Annotated in this window: 25 protein-coding genes; 24 read left to right on the forward strand and 1 reads right to left on the reverse strand. The window is 28.4% G+C overall.

Annotated elements, in window-relative coordinates; translation table 11 throughout:
- Window positions 1-110: 110 nt before the first annotated feature.
- From ispG to gmhB, 7 genes are all read left to right on the forward strand, one after another.
- Window positions 111-1,169, forward strand: coding sequence for a flavodoxin-dependent (E)-4-hydroxy-3-methylbut-2-enyl-diphosphate synthase (gene ispG, locus CRU93_RS11240; protein ID WP_129104300.1), 1,059 nt, complete (start codon window positions 111-113; stop codon window positions 1,167-1,169).
- 67 nt (window positions 1,170-1,236) lie between these two features.
- Window positions 1,237-2,676 carry a replicative DNA helicase gene (locus tag CRU93_RS11245; RefSeq protein WP_129104301.1) on the forward strand — a complete coding sequence of 480 codons (1,440 nt, stop codon included), beginning with the start codon at window positions 1,237-1,239 and terminating at the stop codon, window positions 2,674-2,676.
- Window positions 2,677-2,724: 48 nt separating this feature from the next.
- Window positions 2,725-3,543 (forward strand): UTP--glucose-1-phosphate uridylyltransferase GalU, encoded by an 819-nt coding sequence (gene galU / locus CRU93_RS11250; RefSeq protein ID WP_129104302.1) that lies wholly within the window; start codon window positions 2,725-2,727, stop codon window positions 3,541-3,543.
- A 39-nt stretch (window positions 3,544-3,582) separates the two neighbouring features.
- Entirely contained in the window at window positions 3,583-4,791 is a 1,209-nt protein-coding gene (locus CRU93_RS11255; RefSeq protein ID WP_129104303.1) for a glucose-6-phosphate isomerase, read from the forward strand.
- Between the two features lie 2 nt (window positions 4,792-4,793).
- Window positions 4,794-5,528 (forward strand): hypothetical protein, encoded by a 735-nt coding sequence (locus CRU93_RS11260; RefSeq protein WP_129104304.1) that lies wholly within the window; start codon window positions 4,794-4,796, stop codon window positions 5,526-5,528.
- Window positions 5,529-5,593: 65 nt separating this feature from the next.
- The gene (locus tag CRU93_RS11265; RefSeq protein WP_129104305.1) at window positions 5,594-5,989 is read left to right on the forward strand and encodes a type II secretion system protein; all 396 of its coding nucleotides are present in this window, start codon (window positions 5,594-5,596) and stop codon (window positions 5,987-5,989) included.
- An 8-nt stretch (window positions 5,990-5,997) separates the two neighbouring features.
- On the forward strand, window positions 5,998-6,516 hold the full coding sequence (gene gmhB / locus CRU93_RS11270; protein WP_129104306.1) for a D-glycero-beta-D-manno-heptose 1,7-bisphosphate 7-phosphatase: 519 nt from the start codon (window positions 5,998-6,000) through the stop codon (window positions 6,514-6,516).
- 23 nt (window positions 6,517-6,539) lie between these two features.
- Here the strand turns inward: gmhB and CRU93_RS11275 are convergent, their stop codons facing one another.
- Window positions 6,540-7,346, reverse strand: a complete 807-nt coding sequence (locus CRU93_RS11275) for a DNA ligase (protein ID WP_129104307.1) — start codon at window positions 7,344-7,346, stop codon at window positions 6,540-6,542.
- A 125-nt stretch (window positions 7,347-7,471) separates the two neighbouring features.
- On the opposite strand from CRU93_RS11275, the gene rfaD reads away from it, so the two are divergent.
- From rfaD to cysQ, 17 genes are all read left to right on the forward strand, one after another.
- Entirely contained in the window at window positions 7,472-8,479 is a 1,008-nt protein-coding gene (rfaD, locus tag CRU93_RS11280) for an ADP-glyceromanno-heptose 6-epimerase (protein WP_129104308.1), read from the forward strand.
- Complete coding sequence (rfaE1, locus tag CRU93_RS11285) at window positions 8,480-9,904, forward strand: D-glycero-beta-D-manno-heptose-7-phosphate kinase (protein ID WP_129104309.1); 1,425 nt, start codon at window positions 8,480-8,482, stop codon at window positions 9,902-9,904. It abuts the gene before it with no gap.
- Complete coding sequence (locus tag CRU93_RS11290) at window positions 9,904-10,452, forward strand: adenine phosphoribosyltransferase (protein ID WP_129104310.1); 549 nt, start codon at window positions 9,904-9,906, stop codon at window positions 10,450-10,452. Before rfaE1 ends, CRU93_RS11290 begins: the two co-directional genes overlap by 1 nt.
- 11 nt (window positions 10,453-10,463) lie before the next feature.
- Entirely contained in the window at window positions 10,464-11,672 is a 1,209-nt protein-coding gene (trpB, locus tag CRU93_RS11295) for a tryptophan synthase subunit beta (RefSeq protein ID WP_129104311.1), read from the forward strand.
- Window positions 11,673-11,683: 11 nt separating this feature from the next.
- Window positions 11,684-12,373 carry a DedA family protein gene (locus CRU93_RS11300; RefSeq protein WP_129104312.1) on the forward strand — a complete coding sequence of 230 codons (690 nt, stop codon included), beginning with the start codon at window positions 11,684-11,686 and terminating at the stop codon, window positions 12,371-12,373.
- Complete coding sequence (locus tag CRU93_RS11305; RefSeq protein WP_129104313.1) at window positions 12,370-13,773, forward strand: leucyl aminopeptidase; 1,404 nt, start codon at window positions 12,370-12,372, stop codon at window positions 13,771-13,773. The genes CRU93_RS11300 and CRU93_RS11305 overlap by 4 nt, the downstream gene beginning before the upstream one ends.
- A gap of 112 nt (window positions 13,774-13,885) precedes the next feature.
- Window positions 13,886-15,070, forward strand: a complete 1,185-nt coding sequence (locus CRU93_RS11310) for a nucleotide sugar dehydrogenase (protein ID WP_129104314.1) — start codon at window positions 13,886-13,888, stop codon at window positions 15,068-15,070.
- 146 nt (window positions 15,071-15,216) lie between these two features.
- Window positions 15,217-16,305 (forward strand): NAD-dependent epimerase, encoded by a 1,089-nt coding sequence (locus tag CRU93_RS11315; RefSeq protein WP_129104315.1) that lies wholly within the window; start codon window positions 15,217-15,219, stop codon window positions 16,303-16,305.
- Window positions 16,298-17,542, forward strand: coding sequence for a Vi polysaccharide biosynthesis UDP-N-acetylglucosamine C-6 dehydrogenase TviB (tviB, locus tag CRU93_RS11320; RefSeq protein ID WP_129104316.1), 1,245 nt, complete (start codon window positions 16,298-16,300; stop codon window positions 17,540-17,542). The genes CRU93_RS11315 and tviB overlap by 8 nt, the downstream gene beginning before the upstream one ends.
- Before the next feature lie 2 nt (window positions 17,543-17,544).
- The gene (locus tag CRU93_RS11325; protein ID WP_129104317.1) at window positions 17,545-18,912 is read left to right on the forward strand and encodes a mannose-1-phosphate guanylyltransferase/mannose-6-phosphate isomerase; all 1,368 of its coding nucleotides are present in this window, start codon (window positions 17,545-17,547) and stop codon (window positions 18,910-18,912) included.
- A gap of 21 nt (window positions 18,913-18,933) precedes the next feature.
- Window positions 18,934-20,076 (forward strand): GDP-mannose 4,6-dehydratase, encoded by a 1,143-nt coding sequence (gmd, locus tag CRU93_RS11330; RefSeq protein WP_129104318.1) that lies wholly within the window; start codon window positions 18,934-18,936, stop codon window positions 20,074-20,076.
- A gap of 17 nt (window positions 20,077-20,093) precedes the next feature.
- Window positions 20,094-21,152: a GDP-L-fucose synthase gene (locus CRU93_RS11335; RefSeq protein ID WP_129104319.1), complete on the forward strand. Its 1,059-nt coding sequence runs from the start codon at window positions 20,094-20,096 to the stop codon at window positions 21,150-21,152.
- Complete coding sequence (gene cysD, locus CRU93_RS11340) at window positions 21,152-22,063, forward strand: sulfate adenylyltransferase subunit CysD (protein ID WP_129104320.1); 912 nt, start codon at window positions 21,152-21,154, stop codon at window positions 22,061-22,063. The genes CRU93_RS11335 and cysD overlap by 1 nt, the downstream gene beginning before the upstream one ends.
- Before the next feature lies 1 nt (window position 22,064).
- A complete protein-coding gene (cysN, locus tag CRU93_RS11345; RefSeq protein WP_129104321.1) occupies window positions 22,065-23,525 on the forward strand; it encodes a sulfate adenylyltransferase subunit CysN in 1,461 nt (486 codons plus the stop codon).
- Window positions 23,526-24,251: an adenylyl-sulfate kinase gene (cysC, locus tag CRU93_RS11350; protein WP_129104322.1), complete on the forward strand. Its 726-nt coding sequence runs from the start codon at window positions 23,526-23,528 to the stop codon at window positions 24,249-24,251.
- Window positions 24,248-24,901 carry an adenylyl-sulfate kinase gene (cysC, locus tag CRU93_RS11355; protein WP_129104323.1) on the forward strand — a complete coding sequence of 218 codons (654 nt, stop codon included), beginning with the start codon at window positions 24,248-24,250 and terminating at the stop codon, window positions 24,899-24,901. The genes cysC (CRU93_RS11350) and cysC (CRU93_RS11355) overlap by 4 nt, the downstream gene beginning before the upstream one ends.
- Window positions 24,879-25,655 carry a 3'(2'),5'-bisphosphate nucleotidase CysQ gene (cysQ, locus tag CRU93_RS11360; RefSeq protein ID WP_258238906.1) on the forward strand — a complete coding sequence of 259 codons (777 nt, stop codon included), beginning with the start codon at window positions 24,879-24,881 and terminating at the stop codon, window positions 25,653-25,655. Before cysC (CRU93_RS11355) ends, cysQ begins: the two co-directional genes overlap by 23 nt.
- Window position 25,656 lies beyond the last annotated feature (1 nt).

Raw genomic sequence — 25,656 nt, forward strand, 5'->3', positions numbered from 1 at the left:
TATATATACTTTTATAATCATGATTTATAACAGAAAAATAACAGACATTAAGAATAATATAAGTTTAAAAAATTCATAAAACATTAATAATATTTGGATAAAATTTTGACATGATAAAAAGATATCCAACAAAAAAAATATATGTAGGAAATGTTCCTATTGGTGGAGATGCACCAATTTCTGTACAATCAATGACGTATTCTAAAACATCTGATGTAAAAGCAACAGTAGAACAAATAAATAAATTACATTTTGCAGGAGCAGATATTGTAAGAGTTGCAGTACCAGATAAGGATGCAGCAAATGCTTTAAAAGAGATAAAAAGTCAAGTTGCTTTACCTATTGTTGCAGATATACATTTTAATTATAGACTTGCATTAATTGCAGCTGAAGTGGTTGATTGTATTAGATTAAATCCAGGAAATATAGGTGATAAAAAAAGAGTTGAAGAGGTTGTTAAAGCTTGTCAACAAAGAAATCTACCTATTAGAATTGGCGTGAATTGTGGATCTTTAGAAAAAGAGTTTGAGAATAAATATGGTCAAACTGCGCAAGGTATGATTGCAAGTGCTGATTATAATATTAAATACCTTGAAGACTTAGGATTTACAGATATTAAAGTATCTTTAAAAGCTAGTGATGTTCAAAGAACAGTAGAAGCGTATAGAGGATTAAGACCTTTAAATAATTATCCATTTCATTTAGGAGTAACTGAAGCTGGTACTCAATTTCATTCAACTGTAAAATCTTCAATTGCTCTTGGAAGTCTGCTTCTTGATGGTATTGGAGATACTTTAAGAGTATCAATGACAGGTGAGCTTGAAAAAGAGATTGAAGTAGGGCGAGCAATCTTAAAAGATGCTGGACTTGTAAAAGAGGGATTAAATATTATCTCTTGTCCAACTTGTGGAAGAATTGAAGCTGATTTAGTAAATGCAGTAGCCCTTGTTGAAGAAAGAACAAAACATATAAAAACACCTTTAAATGTTTCAGTTATGGGATGTGTTGTAAATGCACTTGGAGAAGCAAAAAGTGCAGATGTAGCAATTGCTTATGGAAAAGGAAGCGGTCTTATAATTAAAAAAGGTGAAACAATTGCCAAACTACCTACAGATAAACTACTTGATAAATTCTTAGAAGAAGTAGAAAAAGAAGCAAAAGAAAAATAGCATTCTTTTTCTTCTTTGTTAGCTACTATTAGATATAATAAAACTCTTATATAAATATGGAGATTTAATGGATAGCGTATATAGTATAAATATAGAAAGAGCAGTACTTAGTTCAATACTTTTTAATCCTGAAGAAATAGAAGAAATTTTAGCAATATTAAAGCCAAAAGATTTTTATCTTCCAGCACATCAAAAAATATTTGAGGTTATGACAAAACTTTATAGTGATGATATGCCAATTGATGAAGAGTTTATTAGAAAAAGAGTAAGTACAAAAGATGTTGATGATTCTATTTTAATAGAGATTCTTTCTGCAAATCCAATAACAAATACAATAGCTTATGTAAAAGAGATAAAAGACTCAAGTGTAAAAAGAGAACTTGCTTCTTTAGCAACTACTATAAAAAAAGTTTCAATAGAAGATGAAGTTTCAGCAAATGATGCTCTTGATACAATTCAAGGAGCACTTTACAAAATCTCAACAGATAGTGCAACTTCAGAACTAAAAGACATGCAAGCAATTACCGGTGATACTTTAGCATATATTAAAAAAATGAAAGAGTTAGGAAATCATCACTTAATTGGTGAAACAACTGGATTTTATGACTTAGATAAAAGAACAACTGGATTTAATGAAGGGGACTTAGTAATAATAGCTGCAAGACCAGCTATGGGGAAAACAGCTTTAGTTTTAAATATGGCTTTAGCCAATGTTGAAGCAAATAAAGGTGTAATCTTCTTCTCTCTTGAAATGCCAGCAGAACAACTTATGCTAAGAATGCTTGCAGCAAAAACCTCTATACCTTTACAAAACTTAAGAAAAGGTGATATGGATGACCAACAATGGAGTAATCTATCAGGAGCTTTTGAAGATTTGAATAATAAAAAACTTTTTGTTGATGATGGTGGAAGCGTAAATATTAATCAACTAAGAGCAAGAGTGCGAAAACTTGCACAAAATGAGGATAATGATATCTCTTTAGTAGTGATTGATTATTTGCAACTAATGCAAGGAACTGGAAATAAAGATAGACATCAAGAAGTATCAGATATTTCAAGGGGACTTAAAATGCTTGCAAGGGAGATGAAAATTCCTATAGTTGCACTATCTCAGCTAAATAGAGGACTTGAAAATAGACCAGATAAAAGGCCAATGTTATCAGATCTTAGAGAATCTGGTGCTATTGAGCAAGATGCTGATATTATTATGTTTGTTTATAGAGATGATGTATATAAAGAAAGAGATGAAGCAAGAAAAGAAAAAGAAGCCAAAGATAAAGGTGAAGAGTACAAATCAACTTTTGTTAATAAACCAGTTGAAGAAGCAGAAATAATAATAGGAAAACAAAGAAATGGACCAATAGGTACTGTTAAACTTGATTTCCAAAAACAGTTTACAAGATTTGTAAATAAAGAAAATAGAAGTGATGCACCAATTGAAGTTGTATTTGAAAGTGTAGCAGATGCAAATAAAGAGACAAATATAGATGTACCACAAATTCTTTAGTAAGTTTGTGATAAAATAAATAATTATAGTTAAATAGGATTTTATAAGATGATTAGAAAATGTTTATTTCCAGCAGCAGGATATGGAACAAGATTTTTACCTGCAACAAAAGCAACTCCAAAAGAGATGTTACCAGTACTTACAAAACCACTTATTCAATATGGAGTTGAAGAGGCAATTGAAGCAGGAATTGATACTATGGCAATAGTAACAGGTAGAGGTAAAAGAGCTATTGAAGACCACTTTGATATATCTTATGAGTTAGAGCATCAAATTAAAGGTACAAATAAAGAGCACTATTTACATGATATTAGAGAAGTAATAGAAAATTGTACTTTTTCATATACAAGACAGACGCAAATGAAAGGTTTAGGTCATGCAATCTTAACAGGACAAACATTAATTGGAAATGAACCATTTGCAGTTCTTCTAGCAGATGATTTGTGTGACAATGAAGGTAATGCTGTGTTAAAACAGATGGTTGATTTATATGAAAAATATCAATGTTGTATAGTTGCAATAGAAGAAGTACCAAAAGAACATACAAATAAATATGGAGTTATTTCAGGTAATGAAATAGAAGAGGGTATTTTTATGATTGATAATATGGTTGAAAAACCAGAACCTGAAGATGCACCATCAAACTTAGCAATAATAGGAAGATATATTTTAACTCCTGATATTTTTGATATTATTAAAGATACAAATCCTGGAAAAGGTGGAGAAATACAAATTACAGATGCTCTTTTAACTCAAGCAAAAAAAGCAATGGTTTTAGGATTCAAGTTTAAAGGTGTTAGGTTTGATTGTGGAAGTATTGATGGATTTGTAGAAGCAACAAATCATTTTTATAATAAAAGTAAATAGAAAAACACAAGTTTTGTGCCAAAACTATAAAGGTAAGAAATGAAATATAGTAAAAGTTTTTATCAAATAAAATCAAATGAATATATTTTTGAAAATGTAAAAGATGAACTTAATAAAGTTGGTTATTATTCTCTTCCTTTTCAAGACACTTCAAAAGTAAAAGAGTTTGCAAAAGAAGTAAAACAAAAAAATATTGCTATTATTGGTATTGGTGGAAGTACTTTAGGTACATTTGCTATTTATCAATTTTTAAAAAGAACAAATAATTTTATAAAGAAACTTCATTTTTTTGAATCAACAGATCCAACTGATATAAAACAAAGAGTAAATAAATTAGACTTAGAAGATACACTTTTTTTAGTAATAAGTAAATCAGGAACAACAATAGAGACTATTTCTATTTTTAAATATTTAGCTAGTTTAGTAAAAATAGACTCTTCAAACTGTGTTATTATAAGTGAAAATGATAGTAAACTTACTGCATTTGCAAAGAAAAATAGTATGAAAACATTTGATATTCCTAAAAATGTAGGTGGAAGATTTTCAGTATTTTCAAATGTGGGACTTCTTCCTTTAGCCATATTAGGAGTAGATTTAGATGAACTTTTAGCAGGTGCTACTGAAGTTCATAATAGTTTTTTTACAAAACAGAAGTATTATAACATCTTGATGGAAAAAGCAAGGTTTATGATAGAAAACAAGAATAGGTTCAATATAAATGTAGTTTTTTCATATTCAGCTAGCTTAGAAGGTTTTAATAAGTGGTATATACAACTATGGGGCGAGAGTTTAGGAAAAATCAATATAAATGGAACTAAACAAGCATTAACTCCAATAGGACTTATAGGTCCAGTTGATCAACACTCATTTTTACAATTAATTGCACAAGGTAAAAGAGATAAAACAGTAACATTTATTAAAGTTGCAAATTTTGGAAATGATATAAAAATACCAGCAAATACATTAAATGGCTTTGATGATTTAAAATATATAGATAATATATCTTTTGCAGATTTAATAGATGAACAAGCAAATGCAACAATACAATCAATAAAAGAGTTAAGCGATATTCCATATGATATAATAACTATAAATAAAGTGGATGAATTTAATATCGCAAAATTAATGTATAGTTATCAGTTATTAACTTCAGTAGTTGGAAAATTTGTACAAATTGATACTTATAATCAACCAGGAGTAGAAGCTGGTAAAATTATATTAAAAGAGAAACTAAATAGTAAGGCTTAATTATGGTACATGAAGAACTTTGGGAAAAATATGATGAGTTTATTCCATATGAATTACAGATGAGTTTTGATATTAGACTTTGTAATGTTATAAATATGTTAAATTACTTTTTTCAAGATTTGATAGTAAGAAAACCAAGCTTTTCTAAAGTTCATTTTTATCTTGCAGGTTCATGTATAAAAAAAGACACTTTTAGAGATATTGATATGATATTTCCTTCAAAAGAAATGATGCTTGAATTAAATCAATGCTTAGATCAAAGCTATTTTGAATATGAAAATAATTCTATGACATATAAATTTAATGATGAAATATTTCAGTTAGTATTTAGACCAAAGTTTGAAAATAAATCTTTAGAGTTTACTGTAAGTGGATTTGATTTTGATTCTACAAAGATTGGTTTTGAGTGTTGTTTAGATACACAAACAAAAGAAGTAGAAATTATTAAAGGTGATATTAGAAAAGAGTTTATATCTTACATTGAAACAAAAGTTAATAATCTTAATAAAATTAGTGTAAATCCCTTTGTTTCACTACAAAGAGCAATTCATTTTCTAAAAAGAGGTGATGAGGTTCCTTATAGTGTATTTTTAGACATATGCTCTAGTATTGCTGATATTAAGATAAAAGAGAATGAAGATATAAATAAACATTTTCAAAGACTTCAAGGTAATCCAAAAAAATTGGAAAATATTAAAGAAGCAATTAGTGAATATATAGAAGAACACAAAAAATAATAAATAAACTTATTTTTAATTAAATTAATATATAATTTTTAAAATTATTTTTTTAAAGGTTATATATGAAACAGGCATTTTCACTATTGGAACTGGTTTTTGTACTTGTAATACTTGCACTTATTGGAAGTTATGCAATTCCCAAATTTATGAATACAAGAGATGCTGCACTCATAACAACAGTAAAAAGAGATGTAACCACAATCTTAAGTTCAATTCAATCTCAGTACTTATTGGATGGTAAAATAGAAGATATATCAGATTCTATAAAAATCAATAGTTCAAGTTGGTATTTTGAAAATAATTCAATTATATACAAAACAAATAATAGTAATTGTATAACTATATATGTAGATAGAGCAAGTCATAAATTGAAATTAAACATTAATGAAACAAATGATAATATTTGTTCAAAGTTAAAAAAAGCAGGGATAGAGAATAGTTCCATAGATTTATATTAAGGATAATAATGTATAAAGCCTTTTTTTTAGATAGAGATGGTGTGATTAATGTAGATAAAAGTTATGTATATAAAGTAGAAGATTTTGAGTTTATCGATGGTGTTTTTGATACTTTGAAATATATTCAAGATAAAGGATACAAACTATTTATTATTACAAATCAATCAGGAATAGGAAGAGGTTATTATACAATTGAAAATTTTTTAGAATTGACATCATGGATGAAAGCTGAATTTGAAAAAAATAAAATAAAAATAGAAGAAGTTCAATACTGCCCACATGCTCCAGAAGAGAACTGTAACTGCCGTAAACCAAAAACAGGCATGATTGATAATATTCTAAAAAATTATGAAATAGACTTAGAAAACTCTTGGCTAGTTGGTGATAAAGATTCAGATATAAAATGTGCTAATAATGCAAATATTAAAAATAGTGTACAAGTAAAATCAGGTCAAAAGTTTGATGAGAATAAATCAGATGCTAAATATGTATTAGAAAATATAATAGAGTTGAAAAAATTAGTGTAAAGAAAAAAAGTATTTTGTACTTTTTATTCTTCTTTTCTTACTCTCATAAATGAAGCGAATTTTGGTTTTTTATTTTTTGTAAAGCCATAGTATTTAAAAGTCACTGTTTCTCCTATTTTTGGGTAGTTATATCTTTGTTTATTTGAAAATCCTCCTCCAAGATTAAATATTACTCCATTTTCTAATTTTATTTTTAGGCTTTTCATTCTTTCTTTATCTTCTTTATCAAAGTTTATACCAATTACTTTACCTTCTGTATCAAAAAACTTTTTTACTTTTAAAATATTTTTATTTCTTCCTGTAAAATAGTCTAAAGTTCCATTTTTTATAACTACTCCTTCAGCATTTTTTGAAAGTAATTTTTCAAGGAATTTATCTAAATCTTTTTTACTTTCGCATTTTATTTGTTTGATAAATTCCACATGTTTATTTGGGTGTTTGAGAAACCACTTTTTTGCTTTGTTTAGTCTTTGTAACAAGTCACCTTTTGCTTCTGGAACTTCAAAAATATTAAATGTGATTTGATTCCATTTTTTACTAGGATTACTATCAAGTACAATGCTTTGAATATTTTCAAAATCACCTCTTTTAGTCCATAATTCACCATCAAGCTTAAAATTTGGAAAATTTTTTATAAACTCTTTTGGTACAAAAATTTCATGTCCATTTTTACTTAAAAATTTTTTACCATTCCAAAATCCACGAATTCCATCAAGTTTTTCACTCATATACCAACCTTTGATATTTTGGCTTTTATAAATTTTTGGTTTTTGAAGTTCAATTGCAAATAATAAACTAATGCTAGTTAATAATAAAAATAGTAGTTTCATAATAGACCTTTATAAAAATAATTTATTTAATTATATTTTAATAAAATAAATTAAATAACGCCCTTAAAAGCTAATTTAATTCAATTTTGGATAAAATATTTTACTTTACAGATAAGTGAGATATTATGAAATATAGTGATATAGACTTTAATAATAAAACAATTTTAATTACAGGTGCAGCGGGTTTTATAGGTTCGAACCTATGCTTTTATTTTCAAGAAAATTACCCAAATGCGAATATTATTGCACTTGATTGCTTCCGTTCAGGAGAGACTTTTTCAAATGGAAACCTTAAGAGTTTTGGACATTTTAAAAATCTTTTAGGTTTTAAAGGTATTGTAATAAGTAGTGATATAAATGATAAAGAACTTTTAAAAGATTTAGAAAACTCATATACTTTTGATTATATTTTTCATCAAGCAGCTATTTCAGATACTACAGTTCAAGAACAAGATTTGATGGTAAAAACTAATGTAAATGCATATGAAGATTTATTAAAAATAGCAATTAAACATAAAGCAAATATGATTTATGCAAGTAGTGCTGCAACTTATGGTGATAGTAATAGATTTGAAATAGGATATGAACAACCAAATAATGCTTACGGATTTTCAAAAGTTATGATGGATAATATCACATATAAATACCTAAAAGAAAATATTGGTATAAGTATTGTGGGACTAAAATATTTTAATGTATATGGGCAAAGAGAGTTTTTCAAAAATAAAACTGCTTCAATGGTAGTACAATTTGGACACCAAATTTTAAATAATCTTACTCCAAAACTTTTTGAAGGAAGTGACAAAATACTTAGAGATTTTATATATATTGAAGATGTTATTCAAGCAAATATTAAAGCTTGTAATCCTAAAAAAAGTGGTGTTTACAACGTAGGTACAGGAAAAGCTAGAAGTTTTGAAGATATTGTAAATATCTTACAACAAGAACTAAAAATAGACAATGGAAAAGAGTATATTCCAAATCCATATATTGGAGCTTATCAGTTCTTTACTCAAGCAAATATTGACTCAACAAAACAAAATTTAGGTTATGAGCCAAGATATGAACTAGAAGATGGAATAAAAGCATATATTGATGATATCAAAAGATTATTTGAAACTGAGGTAAAATAGATGCTAAGTAATGATACAAAAAAACCAAATATTTTAGTTATTGGTGATTTGATGATAGATCACTATTTATGGGGAAGTTGTGATAGAATCTCTCCTGAAGCTCCTGTTCAAGTAATTGATGTAAAAAAAGAGACTACAGTTTTAGGTGGAGCAGGAAATGTTATAAATAACCTTCTTTCACTTGGAAGTGAAGTGGGAGTAATCTCTGTTGTTGGAGATGATGATGTTGCAAAAGAGTTAAAATCAATGCTTGATAAAGAAGGTGCAAAGTCATTTTTAATTGAACAAAAGAATAGAAAAACATCTAAAAAATCAAGAATAATGGCATCTCACTCTCAAGTTGTAAGGTATGACCATGAGAGTAAAAACTCTATTTCATTTGATAGTGAAAAGAAGATTTTTGAGAAATTCCAAGAACTAATAAATAGATATGATATTATACTTTTTTCTGATTATGGAAAGGGAGTAATTACAAAAGATTTATCTAAAAAAATTATAGATTATGCAAAAAAATATGATAAAAAAGTAATAGTTGATCCAAAGGGTGATGACTATTCAAAATATGAAGGTGCATACTTTTTAACTCCAAATAAAAAAGAGGCTCAAATAGCTTCAAAAGTTCAGATTGAAAATAGTGATAATTTAAAGCAAGCACTTAAAAAACTAAAAGATATAGCTTCACTTGAATATTCAGTTATTACACTAAGTGAACAAGGAATTGCACTTTTAAAAGATGATGAAGTTATCTTAAGACCAACAGTTGCAAGAGAAGTTTTTGATGTAACAGGTGCAGGTGATACAGTTCTTGCTTCACTTGGTTTTGCTCTTAGTTTAGGTAAAGATATTATAGAATCAATAGAGTTTGCAAATCTTGCAGCTGGCGTTGTTGTTGGGAAATTAGGAAGTGCAACAGTAAGCTTAGATGAAATAGAAGAGTACAAATCAAGCTTAAATAAAAGTTCAATAGAACAACACATAAAAACATTTGATCAAATAGAAAAAATTTCAAATAGACTAAAAGAACAAAATAAAAAAATAGTATTTACAAATGGATGCTTTGACATACTTCACAAAGGTCATGTAAGTTATTTAAATACTGCAAAATCATTTGGTGATGTACTTATTTTAGGACTTAATTCAGATGATAGTGTGAAAAGATTAAAAGGTGAAAACAGACCTATAAACACTCAAGATGACAGAGCATATATACTTAGTGCACTTGAATGTGTAGATTTTGTAGTGATATTTGATGAAGATACACCATATGACTTAATCTCACTTATCAAACCAGATGTACTAGTAAAAGGTGCAGATTATGATGGAAAAGAAGTAGTTGGAAGTGATATCGCAAAAGAGACAAAATTGGTTGAGTTTGTTGATGGAAAAAGTACTACAAAAACAATACAAAAAATACAAGGTAACTAATGAAAGAGCTAAGCAGTCAAGATAAAACAAGAATATTAAGTAGTATTAGAGATATAAATGATTTTCCAAAAGAAGGAATTGTTTTTAAAGATATCACAACACTTTTAAATGATAAAGAGGCTTTTAATCTACTTATGAATCACCTTCAAAATAGATATAAAGATTATGATTTAGATTATGTTGCAGGGATTGATAGTAGAGGATTTATATTTGGTGCAGCACTTGCAGATAGATTGAAAATCGGTTTTGTTCCAGTTAGAAAAAAAGGAAAATTACCAAGTACAACAGTTTGTGAAAAGTATGAGTTAGAGTATGGGTTTGATGAAGTAGAGATTCATTTAGATGCTTTTCATGAAAAAGAGGGTGCAAGAGTTTTACTAATTGATGATTTAATTGCAACTGGTGGAACAGCAAATGCCTCAGCAAAACTTATAAAAAAAATAAAAGCCAATTTAGTTGAAGCATGCTTTTTACTTAATTTATCATTTTTAGATGGTAAAAAAAGAGTAGAAGAGCATACAAAAGTTTATACGATATTTGATGTGTAAGGAAGAAAATAATGAATGATTATATCCCAAAAAAAAGTAAGTTTGATCCAGATGAAGATGGACACTTTGGCATATTTGGTGGGAAGTATGTTCCTGAAACATTGATTCCTATTCTTGAAGATTTAGAAAAAGAGTACAAAAAGTATAGATTTGATAAACAGTTTTGGAATGAAGTAAATGCTTTACTTAAAGATTATGTAGGAAGAGAGACACCTTTATATCATGCAAAAAGTATAAGTGAAGAAGTTGGAGCAAAAGTATATTTAAAAAGAGAAGATTTAAATCATACTGGTGCACATAAAGTAAATAATGTAATAGCTCAAGGCCTTTTAGCAAAAAAACTTGGTAAAACAAAAGTAATTGCTGAAACTGGTGCAGGACAACACGGTGTTGCAACTGCTACAATTGCTGCACTTTTAGGTTTAGAGTGTACTGTTTTTATGGGTGCAAAAGATGTACAAAGACAAGAGCTAAATGTATTTAGAATGAAACTTCTTGGAGCAAAAGTAGTTGCAGTTGAAAGTGGTAGTAAAACTTTAAAAGATGCTATGAATGATGCTATTAGATATTGGGTTACAAATGCAAGAGATACTTTTTATATAATTGGAACAGTTGCAGGTCCTCATCCTTATCCAATGATGGTAAGAGATTTTCAAGCAATTATAGGTTATGAAGCTAGAAAACAAATACTTGAAAAAGAGAATAGACTTCCTGATTATGTTGTGGCTTGTATTGGTGGTGGAAGTAATGCAATAGGAATGTTTTCACACTTTTTAGAAGATGAAGAAGTAACTTGTATAGGAATAGAAGCAGGTGGCCTTGGACTTGATACAAATAAGCATGGGTGTAGTTTACAAAAAGGAAGTCCAGGTGTTTTGCATGGACAGTGTTCATACTTACTTCAAGACAAAAATGGTCAAGTAACAGAAGCACACTCAATTAGTGCAGGACTTGATTATCCAGGAATTGGACCAGAACACTCATTTCACAAAGATAATAATACAGTGCAGTATGATTCAATTACAGATGATGAAGCAATTGAAGCTTTTGTATGGTTAAGTCAAAAAGAGGGAATTATTCCAGCTTTTGAAAGTGCTCATGCCATAGCATATCTTAAAAAAGCAAAAGATAAATTCAAAGATAAAATAGTAATCGTAAATTTATCTGGTAGAGGTGATAAAGATATGATTCAAGCAAAATCACTTTTACATTTTGACTAAAGAAGTGAGTAATGCAAAAATATTTTAGAAAATTACAGACTCACTCGGGGAAAATACTTGCAGCTTTTCTTATAGTATTTTTCTCATTTTTGGCATATAACTTATATCAAGCACCAGTTAGTGGCTTTGAAAATAAGTTTATGTTTTTACTTAAAGAGTATGGATATATCATACTTTTTGCATGGGGAATGCTTGAAGGTGAAGCAGGTCTTATTATGGCAGGACTTTTATCTCATACAGGAGATATGACTTTATATATAGCTATTTTTGTAGCTGGACTTGGTGGTTTTGCAGGAGATCAAGTATATTTTTATATAGGAAGATTTAATAAAGCTTATGTGCATAAAAAATTTAAAGGTCAAAGACGAAAGTTTGCACTTGCACATTTGATGTTAAAAAAACACGGTTGGCCTATTATTTTTATGCAAAGATATATGTATGGAATGAGAACAATAATTCCTATATCAATAGGACTTACAAGATATAGTGCAAAAATGTTTGCATTTATAAACTTACTTAGTGCTTGGTGTTGGGCATCACTTACAATAATTCCTGTTTGGTATTTTGGTGAAGAGATACTTGTAGTTCTTCATTGGGCAAAAGAGCATTGGTATTTTGCATTACCTTTTGCACTTGTATTTGGTGGAAGTATAATATACTATTTTAATAAAGCCTCAAAGAAAAAGGAGAGAGAAATATGAAAATAAATCTAGTAGAAAAGAGTAAAAAACTAAAATCTTCAGTGGAGATAATAGTACTTAATGATATAGAAAAATCAAAAGACAAAAAAGTATTAAAAACTTTAAATTTTGAGCCAAAAGATGAATCAGTTGCTTTTTTAGTAGAGAGTAATAAAATCTATGTAGGTTGTGAAAACAAAGATTATGATAGTGTTGCAATTGCAACTGCAACTGCTATTAAAAAATTCACTTCTACTACAACAAAAACTGCAAAAATAACGTTAGATGATACAAAACTTTTAAATGCAGTAGTTGAAGGTGCACTTCTTGGAAGTTATAGTTTTACTACTTATAAATCAGAACAACCAAAAAGTAAAAAACAAGAGTTAAATATAGTAGTAGAAAAAGTTACAAATGAACTTGAAAAAGTAGTTGAAAACTCTATAATTATCTCTGATAGTGTAAATAAAGTAAGAGATATGGTAAACACTGCACCAGCTGATTTTTATCCAGAAGTAATGGCTAAAAAAGCAAAAGAAATAGCAAGTGAAACTGAATTAGAGTGTAAAATATTTGATGAAAAATACCTAGAAAAAAATGGAATGAATGCAATGCTAAGTGTTGGTAGAGCTTCAGTTCACGAATCAAAACTAATTCATCTATCTTATAAACCAAAAGATGCAAAGAAAAAGATAGTATTAGTAGGTAAAGGTCTTACTTATGATGCAGGTGGACTTTCACTTAAACCAGCTGATTATATGACTACTATGAAATCAGATAAATCTGGTGGTTGCGCAGTTTTAGGAATAGTAAATGCAGCATCACTTTTAAATCTACCAATTGAAATTCATGCAATTGTAGGTGCAGTTGAAAATATGATAGGTGGAAATGCTTATAAGCCAGATGATGTATTAACTGCAAGAAACGGTAAAACAATAGAAGTTAAAAATACAGATGCAGAAGGAAGACTAGTACTTGCTGATTGTTTATGTTATGCACAAGATGAAATAAAAGATATTGATTATATTTTTGATTATGCAACACTTACAGGAGCTTGTGTAGTTGGAGTAGGTGAATATACTACTGGAATCATGGGAAATTGTGAAAAACTAAAAAGAAAAGCAGTATCAAATGCACTTACTTCAGGTGAATATGCTACATCACTTGACTTTAATAGATTTTTGAAAAAAACACTAAAATCAGAAGTTGCAGATATAAATAATATAGCAAGTACAAGATATGGTGGAGCAATTACAGCTGGAATTTTCTTAGATCACTTTATAAAAGAAGAGAATAAAGATAAATGGCTACACTTTGATATAGCTGGACCTGCTTACGTTGAAAAAGCTTGGGGATATAATCCATTTGGAGCAAGTGGAGCGGGTGTGAGAATGACACTTGAACTATTAAAAAACTTATAATATACAATCAAAAGGCGCGATTTCACTCGCGTCTTACTAACTACTTAACAAACTTTTCACCAACTTTTGACTAAAATAAAAAAAACAAAATTTTTAAGGCAGTTTTAAAAATATGAATACTAAAAAATATAAAATAGCAATAGCAGGAACTGGATATGTAGGACTTAGTAACGGAGTTTTACTATCTAAAAATAATGAAGTAATTGCATTAGACATAATTCCTGAAAAAGTAGAACTATTAAATAAAAAAATATCTCCAATAGAAGATAAAGAGATACAAGAGTATCTATCAAATAAAGAACTTAATTTCAAAGCAACTTTAGATAAAAATGAAGCTTATAAAGATGCTGATTTTATTATCATTGCAACACCAACTGACTATGATACACAGACTAATTACTTTAATACAAAAAGTGTAGAAGCAGTTATCTCTGATGTTTTAGAAATAAATCCAAAAGCAACTATGATAATAAAATCAACAGTTCCTGTAGGATATACAAAATCAATAAAAGAAAAATTTAATACTGAAAATATAATCTTTAGTCCAGAGTTTTTAAGAGAAGGAAAAGCACTATATGATAATTTATATCCAAGTAGAATCATAGTAGGTGAACAAAGTCAAAGAGCTAAAACTTTTGCCTCGCTTTTAGCACAAGGTGCAATAAAAGAAGATATATCAACGCTTTTTATAGATAGTACTGAAGCAGAAGCAGTTAAGCTTTTTTCAAATACATATTTAGCTATGAGAGTTGCATACTTTAATGAACTTGATAGTTATGCCCAATCAAACAATCTAAATACAAAACAAATCATTGAAGGCGTTGGACTAGATCCAAGAATTGGAAGTCACTATAATAATCCAAGCTTTGGGTATGGAGGTTATTGTTTACCAAAAGATACAAAACAATTAAGAGCAAACTATAAAGAAGTACCAAATAATCTAATTTCAGCAATTGTAGATGCAAATAGTACAAGAAAAGATTTTATTGCTGATAGTATTATTGCTAAAGCTCCTAAAACTGTAGGAATATATAGATTAGTGATGAAATCAGGAAGTGATAACTTTAGAGCAAGCGCAATACAAGGAATAATGAAAAGAATCAAAGCAAAAGGAATTGAAGTAGTTGTTTACGAACCAGCTTTAAATGAAGAGGAATTTTTTCACTCAAAAGTTATAAAAGATTTAAATGAATTCAAAAAAATAAGTGATGTAATAGTAGCAAACAGAATATCACAAGATATAAAAGATGTAGAAGAGAAAATCTACACAAGAGATATATTTAATAGTGATAGTTAAATGAGACGCGAATTCAATCACATTCTTTTTATATAACTAATTGTATACAAATAAAAGATAAAAAAGTTTCAAAAAAGTCACTAGTTTAATCAAATTTAAAAGCTAATTTAAGTAAGATAATTCCAATTATTTTAGAGGGAATTAGATTGAAAATATTAGTGACAGGAACAGCGGGATTTATAGGAAGTCATCTAGCTATTAAGCTACTTGAAAGAGGTGATGAAGTGGTAGGATTAGATAATATAAATGACTACTATGACCAAAATGTAAAGTATGGAAGATTACAAAGAGGTGGGATTATTGATTCACTAGAAGAGGGTGAAGATATTCCATATGGAAAGCTACTAATATCAAAGAAAAATAGCAATTATAAATTTATAAAATTAAACTTAGAAGATAAAGAAAAAGTAACTAAACTTTTTGAAGATGAAAAGTTTGATGCAGTATGCAATCTAGCTGCACAAGCAGGAGTTAGATATAGTCTAACAAATCCAGATTCTTATATCCAAAGTAATATAGTTGGTTTTTTAAATTTATTAGAAGCATCTAGACATAATAATGTAAAGAATTTTTCTTATGCATCAAGTTCTTCAGTCTATGGATTAAATGAAGAGCTACCTTTTTCTACAAATCATAATGTAGATCATCCAATTTCACTTTATGCAGCTAGTAAAAAATCAAATGAATTAATGGCACATACTTATAGCCATCTTTATGGTATCTCTACTACTGGACTTAGATTTTTTACGGTATATGGGCCATGGGGTAGACCCGATATGGCACTGTTTTTATTTACAAAAGCAGCCTTAGAAAATAGAAAAATTGATGTTTTTAATAATGGTGAAATGCTAAGAGACTTTACTTATATTGATGATATAGTAGAAGGTGTTATTAGAGTTATTGATAATCCAGCAAAACCAAATGAAACTTGGGATAAAAAAGAAGCATCAACTTCAAGTGCACCATACAAAGTATATAATATTGGAAATAATAACCCTGTAAAACTTATGGATTTTATAGAAGCTATTGAAAATAAACTTGGTAAAAAAATAGAAAAAAATATGATGCCAATACAAGCAGGTGATGTACCTGCAACATTTGCAGATGTAAATGACTTAGTTCAAGATTTAGGTTATAAACCAGCAACACCAATTCAAAAAGGAATAGATAATTTTGTAGATTGGTACTTAGAATTCTTTGGATATGGTAAAAAAGGAAATAAAATCAATGGATAAAATATGTATTATTGGCCTTGGGTATGTAGGTCTTCCTCTTGCTCATGCCTTTTCTGCTAAATACAACGTAGTTGGTTTAGATATATATCAAACTAGAATAGATGAATTAAACAAAGCACATGATAGAACACTTGAATTATCAAGTGAACAGTTAAAAGAAGCACTTGATAATGGTATTAAATTTACATGTAACATAGAGGATATAAAAGATTGTAATATTTTTATAGTTACAGTTCCAACTCCAATAGATAAAAATAAACAACCTGATTTAACTCCTTTAGTAAAAGCAAGTGAAACTGTAGGAAAAATACTTAAAAAAGATGATATTGTTATATATGAAAGTACTGTTTATCCAGGTGCTACAGAAGAGGTATGTGTACCAATACTAGAGAAATTTTCAAATCTAGAATTTAATAAAGATTTTTATTGTGGATATAGTCCTGAAAGAATAAACCCAGGAGATAAAAAACATACAGTTACAAAAATACTTAAAGTAACATCAGGTTCAACACCAAAAATTGGACAAAAAGTTGATGAACTTTATTCTTCAATTATTACTGCTGGAACACACTTAGCTCCTACAATAAAAGTAGCAGAAGCTGCAAAAGTAATAGAAAATTCTCAAAGAGATATAAATATAGCTTTTGTAAATGAACTATCAATTATATTTAATAAACTAGATATCGATACAAATGCAGTATTAGAAGCAGCAGGTACTAAATGGAATTTCTTGCCTTTTAGACCTGGACTTGTAGGAGGTCATTGTATTGGTGTAGATCCATATTATTTAACTCATAAAGCACAAAGTATTGGTTATAATCCAGAGATAATACTTGCAGGTAGAAGATTAAATGATAATATGGGAATTTATGTAGCAAATCAAGTTATAAAACTTATGATAAAAAAAGGACAAAAAATTGAAGGCTCAAATGTCTTAGTTCTTGGAATAACATTTAAAGAAAATTGTCCTGATATTAGAAATAGTAGAGTAATAGATGTAATAGAAGAACTTCAAGAATTTGGATGTAATATCACTGTGTCAGATTATTGGGCAGATAAAGATGAAGTAAAATATGAGTATGATATAAATTTAAAAAATGAAGTAAAATTTGAAGATTATGAAGCAATAGTTTTAGCAGTTGCACATGATAATTATAAAGTTTTAAATTTGAAAAATGATAATAATATTGTTTATGATATTAAATCTATTTTAGAAAAAAGTGATGGGAAATTATAAAAATGACTAATTTGATATTATGTGGAGGAAGTGGTACAAGGCTTTGGCCAATAAGTAGAACACTTATGCCTAAGCAATTTGTAAAACTTTTTGATGATAAATCTCTTTTTCAGTTAACAGTTGAACGAAATTCAAAAACATGTGATACTCAATTTATGGTATCAAATAGTGAACAATATTTTCTTGCTATTGATCAATTAGAAGAATTGAATAAATCTGAAAATAAATATTTATTAGAACCAATAGGAAGAAATACTGCACCTGCAATTGCACTTGCATGCTTAGAATTGGATGAAGAAGAGATTGTTTTAGTAACTCCAAGTGACCATTTAATTAAAAATCAAATGGAGTATGAAAAAGTCTTAAAAGAAGCTATATCTTTAGCAAAAGAAGATTATTTAGTAACTTTTGGTATAACTCCTGCTTATCCTGAGACAGGTTATGGTTATATTGAATCAGATGGATATGATGTAAAAGCATTTCATGAAAAACCAGATGAAAATACAGCGAAGAAATATTTAGAATCTGGAAATTATTATTGGAATAGTGGAATGTTTTGCTTTAAAGCGGGAGTTTTTTTAGATGAGTTGAAGAAATATTCTCCAAGTATATATACTGCAAGTATAAAAGCAATAAAAAATGCAAAAAAGAATACTATGACAAGAATAAATCATGAAGATATGATAAATATTCCAGAAGATAGTATTGATTATGCAGTGATGGAAAAATCAAATATAGTAAAAGTTATTCCTTCTGATATCTCATGGTCTGATTTGGGAAGTTTTGATTCTTTGTATGAAGAATTACCAAAAGACAAAGATGGTAATACAAAAAATGAAAATTTTCTTGGAATAGATAGCAAAAACAACTTAGTTTATAGTAAAAAAAGAAAAGTAACTACAATAGATATAGAAGATTTGATTATTATAGATACATCAGATGCTTTACTTATAAGTAAAAAAGGCTCTTCTCAAAAAGTAAAACAAATAGTAAAAGAAATCAAAAAAGATTCAGAACTACATAATATACATCAAACTGCACATCGCCCATGGGGTACTTATACTGTATTAGAAGATACTCCTGGTTATAAAATAAAAAGAATAGAAGTTAAACCAGGTAAAAGACTGAGTTTACAAAAACACTTTCATAGAAACGAACATTGGATAGTTGTAAGTGGAACTGCAACAGTAACAGTATGTGATAAAACAAGACTTATAAGACCAAATGAATCCACTTATATAAAAATGGGTGAAATTCATAGACTTGAGAATGAAGGTAAAATACCAGTAGTATTAATTGAAGCTCAAGTTGGTGAATATACAGGTGAAGATGATATTATAAGAATTGAAGATGATTTTGAAAGAAAATAAAATATTATAGGATTAAAATTTATGGATAAAAAAGTTGCATTAATTACAGGTATTACAGGACAAGATGGTTCTTATTTAGCAGAGTTTTTACTAAAAAAAGGGTATGAAGTACATGGTATAAAAAGAAGAAGTTCGTTGTTTAATACAGATAGAATAGATCACTTATATCAAGGTCCTCATGCGGAAAATAGAAATTTAGTGTTACATTATGGTGATATGACTGATAGTATGAATCTTACAAGAATTATACAAGAAACTCAACCAGATGAGATATATAATCTTGCAGCTATGAGTCATGTTGCAGTATCATTTGAAACACCTGAATATGTGGCAAATGCAGATGGAACTGGAACACTTAGAATACTTGAAGCTGTTAAATTACTAGGACTTAGTAAAAAGACTAAAATATATCAAGCTAGTACGAGTGAGCTTTATGGAAAAGTTCAAGAAACACCTCAAAGTGAAACTACACCTTTTTATCCAAGAAGTCCATATGCAGTTGCTAAAATGTATGCATATTGGATAACTGTGAATTATAGAGAAGCTTACGGAATGTATGCTTGTAATGGAATACTTTTTAATCATGAAAGTCCAGTAAGAGGTGAAACTTTTGTAACTAGAAAGATCACAAGAGCAGCAAGTAAAATTGCTTTAAATTTAGAAGATAAGTTATACTTAGGTAATCTTGATGCAAAAAGAGACTGGGGACATGCAAAAGATTATGTAAGAATGATGTGGATGATACTTCAAGCAGAGCAACCAGAAGATTGGGTAATAGCAACAGGACAAACAACTGCTGTTAGAGATTTTGTAAAGTTTGCATTTTCTTATACAGGAATTACTCTTAGATTTGAAGGCGAAGGCATAGAAGAAAAAGGTATAATTGACTCTATTGATAATGAAAGAGCAAAAAAAATTGGAGTAGATTTATCTCATTTAAAAGTTGATCAAATAGTAGTAGAAGTAGACCCAAGATATTTTAGACCTACTGAAGTTGATCTACTTTTGGGAAATCCTAAAAAAGCAGAAGAAAAGTTAGGATGGAATAGAGAATATAATTTACAAGATTTAGTTCATGATATGATGGAATCAGATTTAAAACTTATGACAAAAGATCAGTATTTAAAAGATGGTGGATATAAAATCATGAGTTATTATGAATAGAAAAGTGGTAATATAAAATGCAAAAAAATTCAAAAATATATGTAGCAGGTCATAGAGGTTTAGTTGGTTCAGCTATAGTAAAAAACCTTGAAAGTAAAGGCTATACAAATATCGTAAAAAAAACACATAAAGAATTAGATTTAACTGACCCAAAAGCGGTGAAAGAGTTCTTTGAAAAAGAAAAGCCAGAGTATGTTATATTAGCTGCAGCAAAAGTTGGTGGAATAGTAGCAAATAACACTTACAGAGCAGATTTTATATATGAAAATCTTGCAATTCAAAATAATGTAATACATCAAAGTTATATTCAAAAAGTAAAAAAACTACTTTTTTTAGGAAGTACATGTATTTATCCAAAAAAAGCACCACAACCTATGAAAGAAGATTGCCTTTTGACAAGTGAGTTAGAATATACAAATGAACCTTATGCAATAGCCAAAATAGCTGGTATCAAAATGTGTGAATCTTATAATCTACAGTATGGAACTAACTTCATAAGTGTTATGCCTACAAACCTTTATGGACCAAATGATAACTTTGATTTAGAAACTTCACATGTATTACCTGCACTTATTAGAAAAATTTATTTAGCAAAACTTCTAAATGAAGAAAAATATGATGAAGTAATAAAAGATTTAGATGTAAAAAATTTAAGCCAAGCAAAAGAATATTTATCAAAATTTGGAGTGGATGAAAAAAAAGTAGAAATCTGGGGTACAGGAAAGCCTAGAAGAGAGTTCTTGTATAGTGAAGATATGGCAGATGCGTGTGTATTTTTACTTGAAAATAGAGATTTTAAAGATACATTTGAAAAGAATTCAAAAGAGATAAAAAATACACATATAAATATAGGAACAGGTGTAGATATTTCAATCAAAGAACTTGCAGAACTTATTAAAAAAATTATAGGTTTTACAGGTGAGCTTTATTTTAATACTAATAGACCAGATGGAACTATATTGAAATTAACAGATCCAAGTAAACTTCATAACTTAGGATGGAAACATAAAGTTCAGTTAGAAGATGGAATTAAGACAATTTATAATTGGTATTTAAAAGAAAAAAGGTTTTTTTAATGTTGGCAAAAAATAGATTAACTCATCTAAAACAACTTGAATCTGAATCAATGCATATAATGAAAGAAGTAGTAGCAGAATTTGAAAATCCTGCAATGCTTTATAGCGTAGGTAAAGACAGTTCTGTAATGCTTCATTTACTTCAAAAAGCCTTTTATCCAGCACCTCCACCACTTCCTTTAGTTCATGTTGATACAAAATGGAAGTTTAAAGAGATGATAGAATTCAGAGATAGAAGAGCAAAAGAAGTGGGAATGGAATTAATTACATATTCTAATCCAAAAGGAATAGAGATGAATATTTCACCATTTACCCATGGAAGTGCACTTCATACTGAAATAATGAAAACAGAAGCTTTAAAACAAATGCTTAATAAATACAAGTTTGATGCAGTATTTGGTGGAGCAAGAAGAGATGAAGAAAAATCAAGAGCAAAAGAGAGAATTTATTCCTTTAGAGATAAAAACCATAGATGGGATCCAAAAAATCAAAGGCCAGAATTATGGAACATCTATAATGGTAAACATTTAAAAGACGAGTCTATTAGAGTATTCCCGCTTTCAAATTGGACAGAGTTAGATATATGGCAATATATTTATTTAGAAAAAATACCAATTCCATCTTTATATTTTTCTAAAAAAAGACCAGTTGTAGAATATATGGGTACAAAAATTTTAGTTGATGATGATAGAATGCCTGAAGAATTAGCTAAGACTGCAAAGATTGAAGATGTTAGATTTAGAACACTAGGGTGCTATCCTTTAACTGGTGCAGTTAATTCAACAGCTACTACACTACCTGAAATAATTCAAGAGATGTTAGTTTGTCGTACTAGTGAAAGACAAGGAAGATTAATAGACTCTGATGGAGATGCATCAATGGAGAAAAAGAAACAAGAGGGGTATTTCTAAGATGTCACATCAATCAAATTTAATTTCAAAAAATATAGAAGAGTATTTAAATCAACATGAAAATAAAGAAATTCTTAGATTTATTACTTGTGGCTCTGTAGATGATGGAAAAAGTACGCTGATTGGAAGACTTCTTTTTGATAGTAAAATGATATTTGAAGATCAGTTAGCGGCCATTGAAAAAGATAGTAAAAAAAGTGGAACGACTGGAGATAAAATGGATCTTGCACTTTTAGTCGATGGACTTGCAAGTGAACGAGAGCAAGGTATTACTATTGATGTTGCATATAGATTCTTCTCAACTGATAAAAGAAAATATATTATTGCAGATACTCCTGGCCATGAACAATATACTAGAAATATGGCAACTGGTGCTTCAACTGCAGATTTAGCTATAATTTTAATAGATGCACGGCAAGGAGTTTTAACTCAAACAAAAAGACATTCATATATTGCATCTCTTTTAGGAATCAAAAATTTAATTGTTGCAATAAATAAAATGGATTTAGTAGATTTTTCTGAAGAGATATTTGAAAATATTAAAAATGATTATGAAAAGATTGTAGCTTATTTACCTCATAATGCTGATTTAAATATTGATTTTATTCCTATCTCTGCATTAAATGGAGATAATATATTAAATAAATCAGAAAATACTCCTTGGTACAATAATAAACCATTAATGGAAATATTAGATACTGTAAATATTTCTAAAGAAGAAAATAATTCATTTAGATTTCCAGTTCAATATGTAATAAGACCTCATTTAAACTTCAGAGGTTTTTCAGGAACTATAGCTAGTGGAGAAATTAAAGTAGGAGATAAAATAACTGTATTACCATCTTTTAAAACTTCAAAAATAAAATCAATAGTATCAAATGATATTAAAAATTTGAAACCAGTTGGAAAAGATGAAAAAGTAGAAACAATTGAAAATGCATTTGCTCCTATGTCTACTACCCTTACATTAGAAGATGAGATAGATATATCAAGAGGTGATATGATTGTAAAATCAGATGATATACCAAAAGTATCAAATCATTTATCTGCTATGATTGTATGGATGGATGAAATACCTTTGAAATTAAATCAAAATTATATTATAAAAAGAGCTACGAGTGTAATAAATGGAACATTTAATTCAATTGAATACAAAAAAAACATAAATACTTTTGAAGAAATAGAAGCTGATTCTTTAGCGTTAAATGATATTGCAAAATGTACAATTTCTTTAGATAGAGATATTGCTGTAGATTCATATAATAAAAATAGATATACTGGAAGTTTTATTATTATTGATAAATATACAAATTCAACAGTTGGTGCTGGTATGATTATCTCTTCAATTATTGGTGAAACTTCACATATTCTTAATTCAAAAGATTATAAAAAAGCAGAAATTGAGTTAAATGAATATATAAGAAGAAATTATCCTGAATGGAAATGTAAGGCAATTTTATAAATGTATAAAGATTCAAATATAAGATCTATTGTAAAAGGTATATCTTGGAGAATAATAGCAACAACAACGACTATTTTAATAGTTTATATATTTTTTGATAGATTAGATTTAGCAATAGCTGCAGGAATGCTAGAAACAGTTCTAAAAATAGGACTTTATTGGGCACATGAAAGAGCTTGGTTTAAAATCAATTGGGGAAGAAAAAAAATAAAGCCATTTAATCTTTGGTTTACGGGACTTCCACTTTCAGGTAAAACTACAATTGCAAATGAAGTTTTTAATGAACTTAAAAAACTTGATATTCCACTTGAAAGATTAGATTCAAAAGATATCAGAGATGTTATCCCTGATGTTGGTTTTTCAAGAGAAGATAGAAATAGACATATGCATAGAATTGGACACCTAATCAAAACATTACAAAATAATTCTGTATCAACAGTATCATCTTTTGTTAGTCCATATAGAGAATCAAGAAAAGCAATTAGAGAAATGGTTCAAAATAATATAGTGGTATATGTAAAAGCTGATATTGAAACTTGTAAAAAAAGAGATTATAAAGGTGTATATGAAAAAGCACTAAAAGGTGAATTAGAAAATTTTACAGGTATTAGTGATATTTATGAAGAGCCTCAAAAAGCTGAAATTGTTATAGATACTACTGAAGTTTCTGTAAAAGATGCAAGTAAAATAATAATTGAATTTCTTAAAAATAAGTACATCAAATGAATGAAATATATATAAAAAACAAACATGAAAATGATGAAAATATTGTTTGGCATTCTCAAAATATAACAAAAGAAAAGAGAATAATGTTATTTCATCAGAAACCTTGTATCCTTTGGTTTACTGGTCTTTCAGGTTCTGGTAAATCAACTATTGCAAACGCAGTTGAAGTTGAACTTTATAAAAGAGGTCAAAAAACATATCTTTTAGATGGAGATAATGTAAGACATGGATTAAATAAAGATCTTGGTTTTTCTGAAATTGATAGGGTAGAAAATATTAGAAGAATAGGAGAGGTATCTAAACTTTTTGTAGATAGTGGGCTTATTGTTTTGACTGCTTTTATATCCCCTTTTAAATCAGATAGACAAATAGCAAAATCTTTGGTAAAATATGATGAGTTTATAGAAATTTTTGTAGATACACCTCTTGAAATTTGTGAAAGTAGAGATCCAAAAGGATTATATAAAAAAGCAAGAGATGGTGCAATCAAAAATTTCACAGGAATTTCTTCTCCTTATGAGAAACCAGAAGAACCACAAATACACATAAGAACAGATAAAAACTCAATTGAAGAGTGTGTAGATATAGTAATAAATCATTTGATACAATATGGTTATATACAAGGAAATGAAAACGATTATGCAATATAAAAATATAAATATAGAAGATATAAAAAATATAGCTTTAGAAGCAGGTAAGTTAACTATGAAGGTTTATAACAAAGATTTTCAAGTTGATTATAAAGATGATAAATCACCACTTACAGAAGCAGATATAAAATCAAATGAATTAATTTGTAAATCTTTAAATAAATTATATCCAAATATTCCAATTATGTCTGAAGAGAACAAGCAAGTTGATTATGAGATAAGAAAAAATTGGGATTGTTACTTTTGTGTAGATCCAATAGATGGAACAAAAGAATTTATCAAAAAAAATGGTGAATTCACAGTAAATATTGCTCTTATTCATAATAATACTCCAATAATGGGTGTAGTTTATGCACCAGCATTAGGTGATCTTTATTGGGCAGATGGAAAATCTTCATATAAAAATGGTGAAAAGTTACCATTAAAAACAAATAATAATCCAAAAGAAAAACTATTTGTAGTTGCTTCAAAATCACATCTTTCAAGTGAAACTCAGGATTTTATAAATAATTTAGATAGTAAAGAAATAGAACAAGTATCAAAAGGAAGTTCCTTAAAACTATGTATGGTAGCAGTTGGTGAAGCAGACATATATCCAAGACTTGCTCCAACAATGGAGTGGGATACAGCAGCCGCTGATGCAGTTGTAAGATGTGCAGGGAAGATGACTTATGTATTTGATAAAAATGGTTCAAGAAAGTCTGTTGTTTATAATAAAAATAATTTATTAAATCCTTGGTTTGTGGTGAAGTAGT

This window comes from Arcobacter sp. CECT 8985 (genome assembly GCF_004116495.1).
Classification (GTDB): domain Bacteria; phylum Campylobacterota; class Campylobacteria; order Campylobacterales; family Arcobacteraceae; genus Malaciobacter.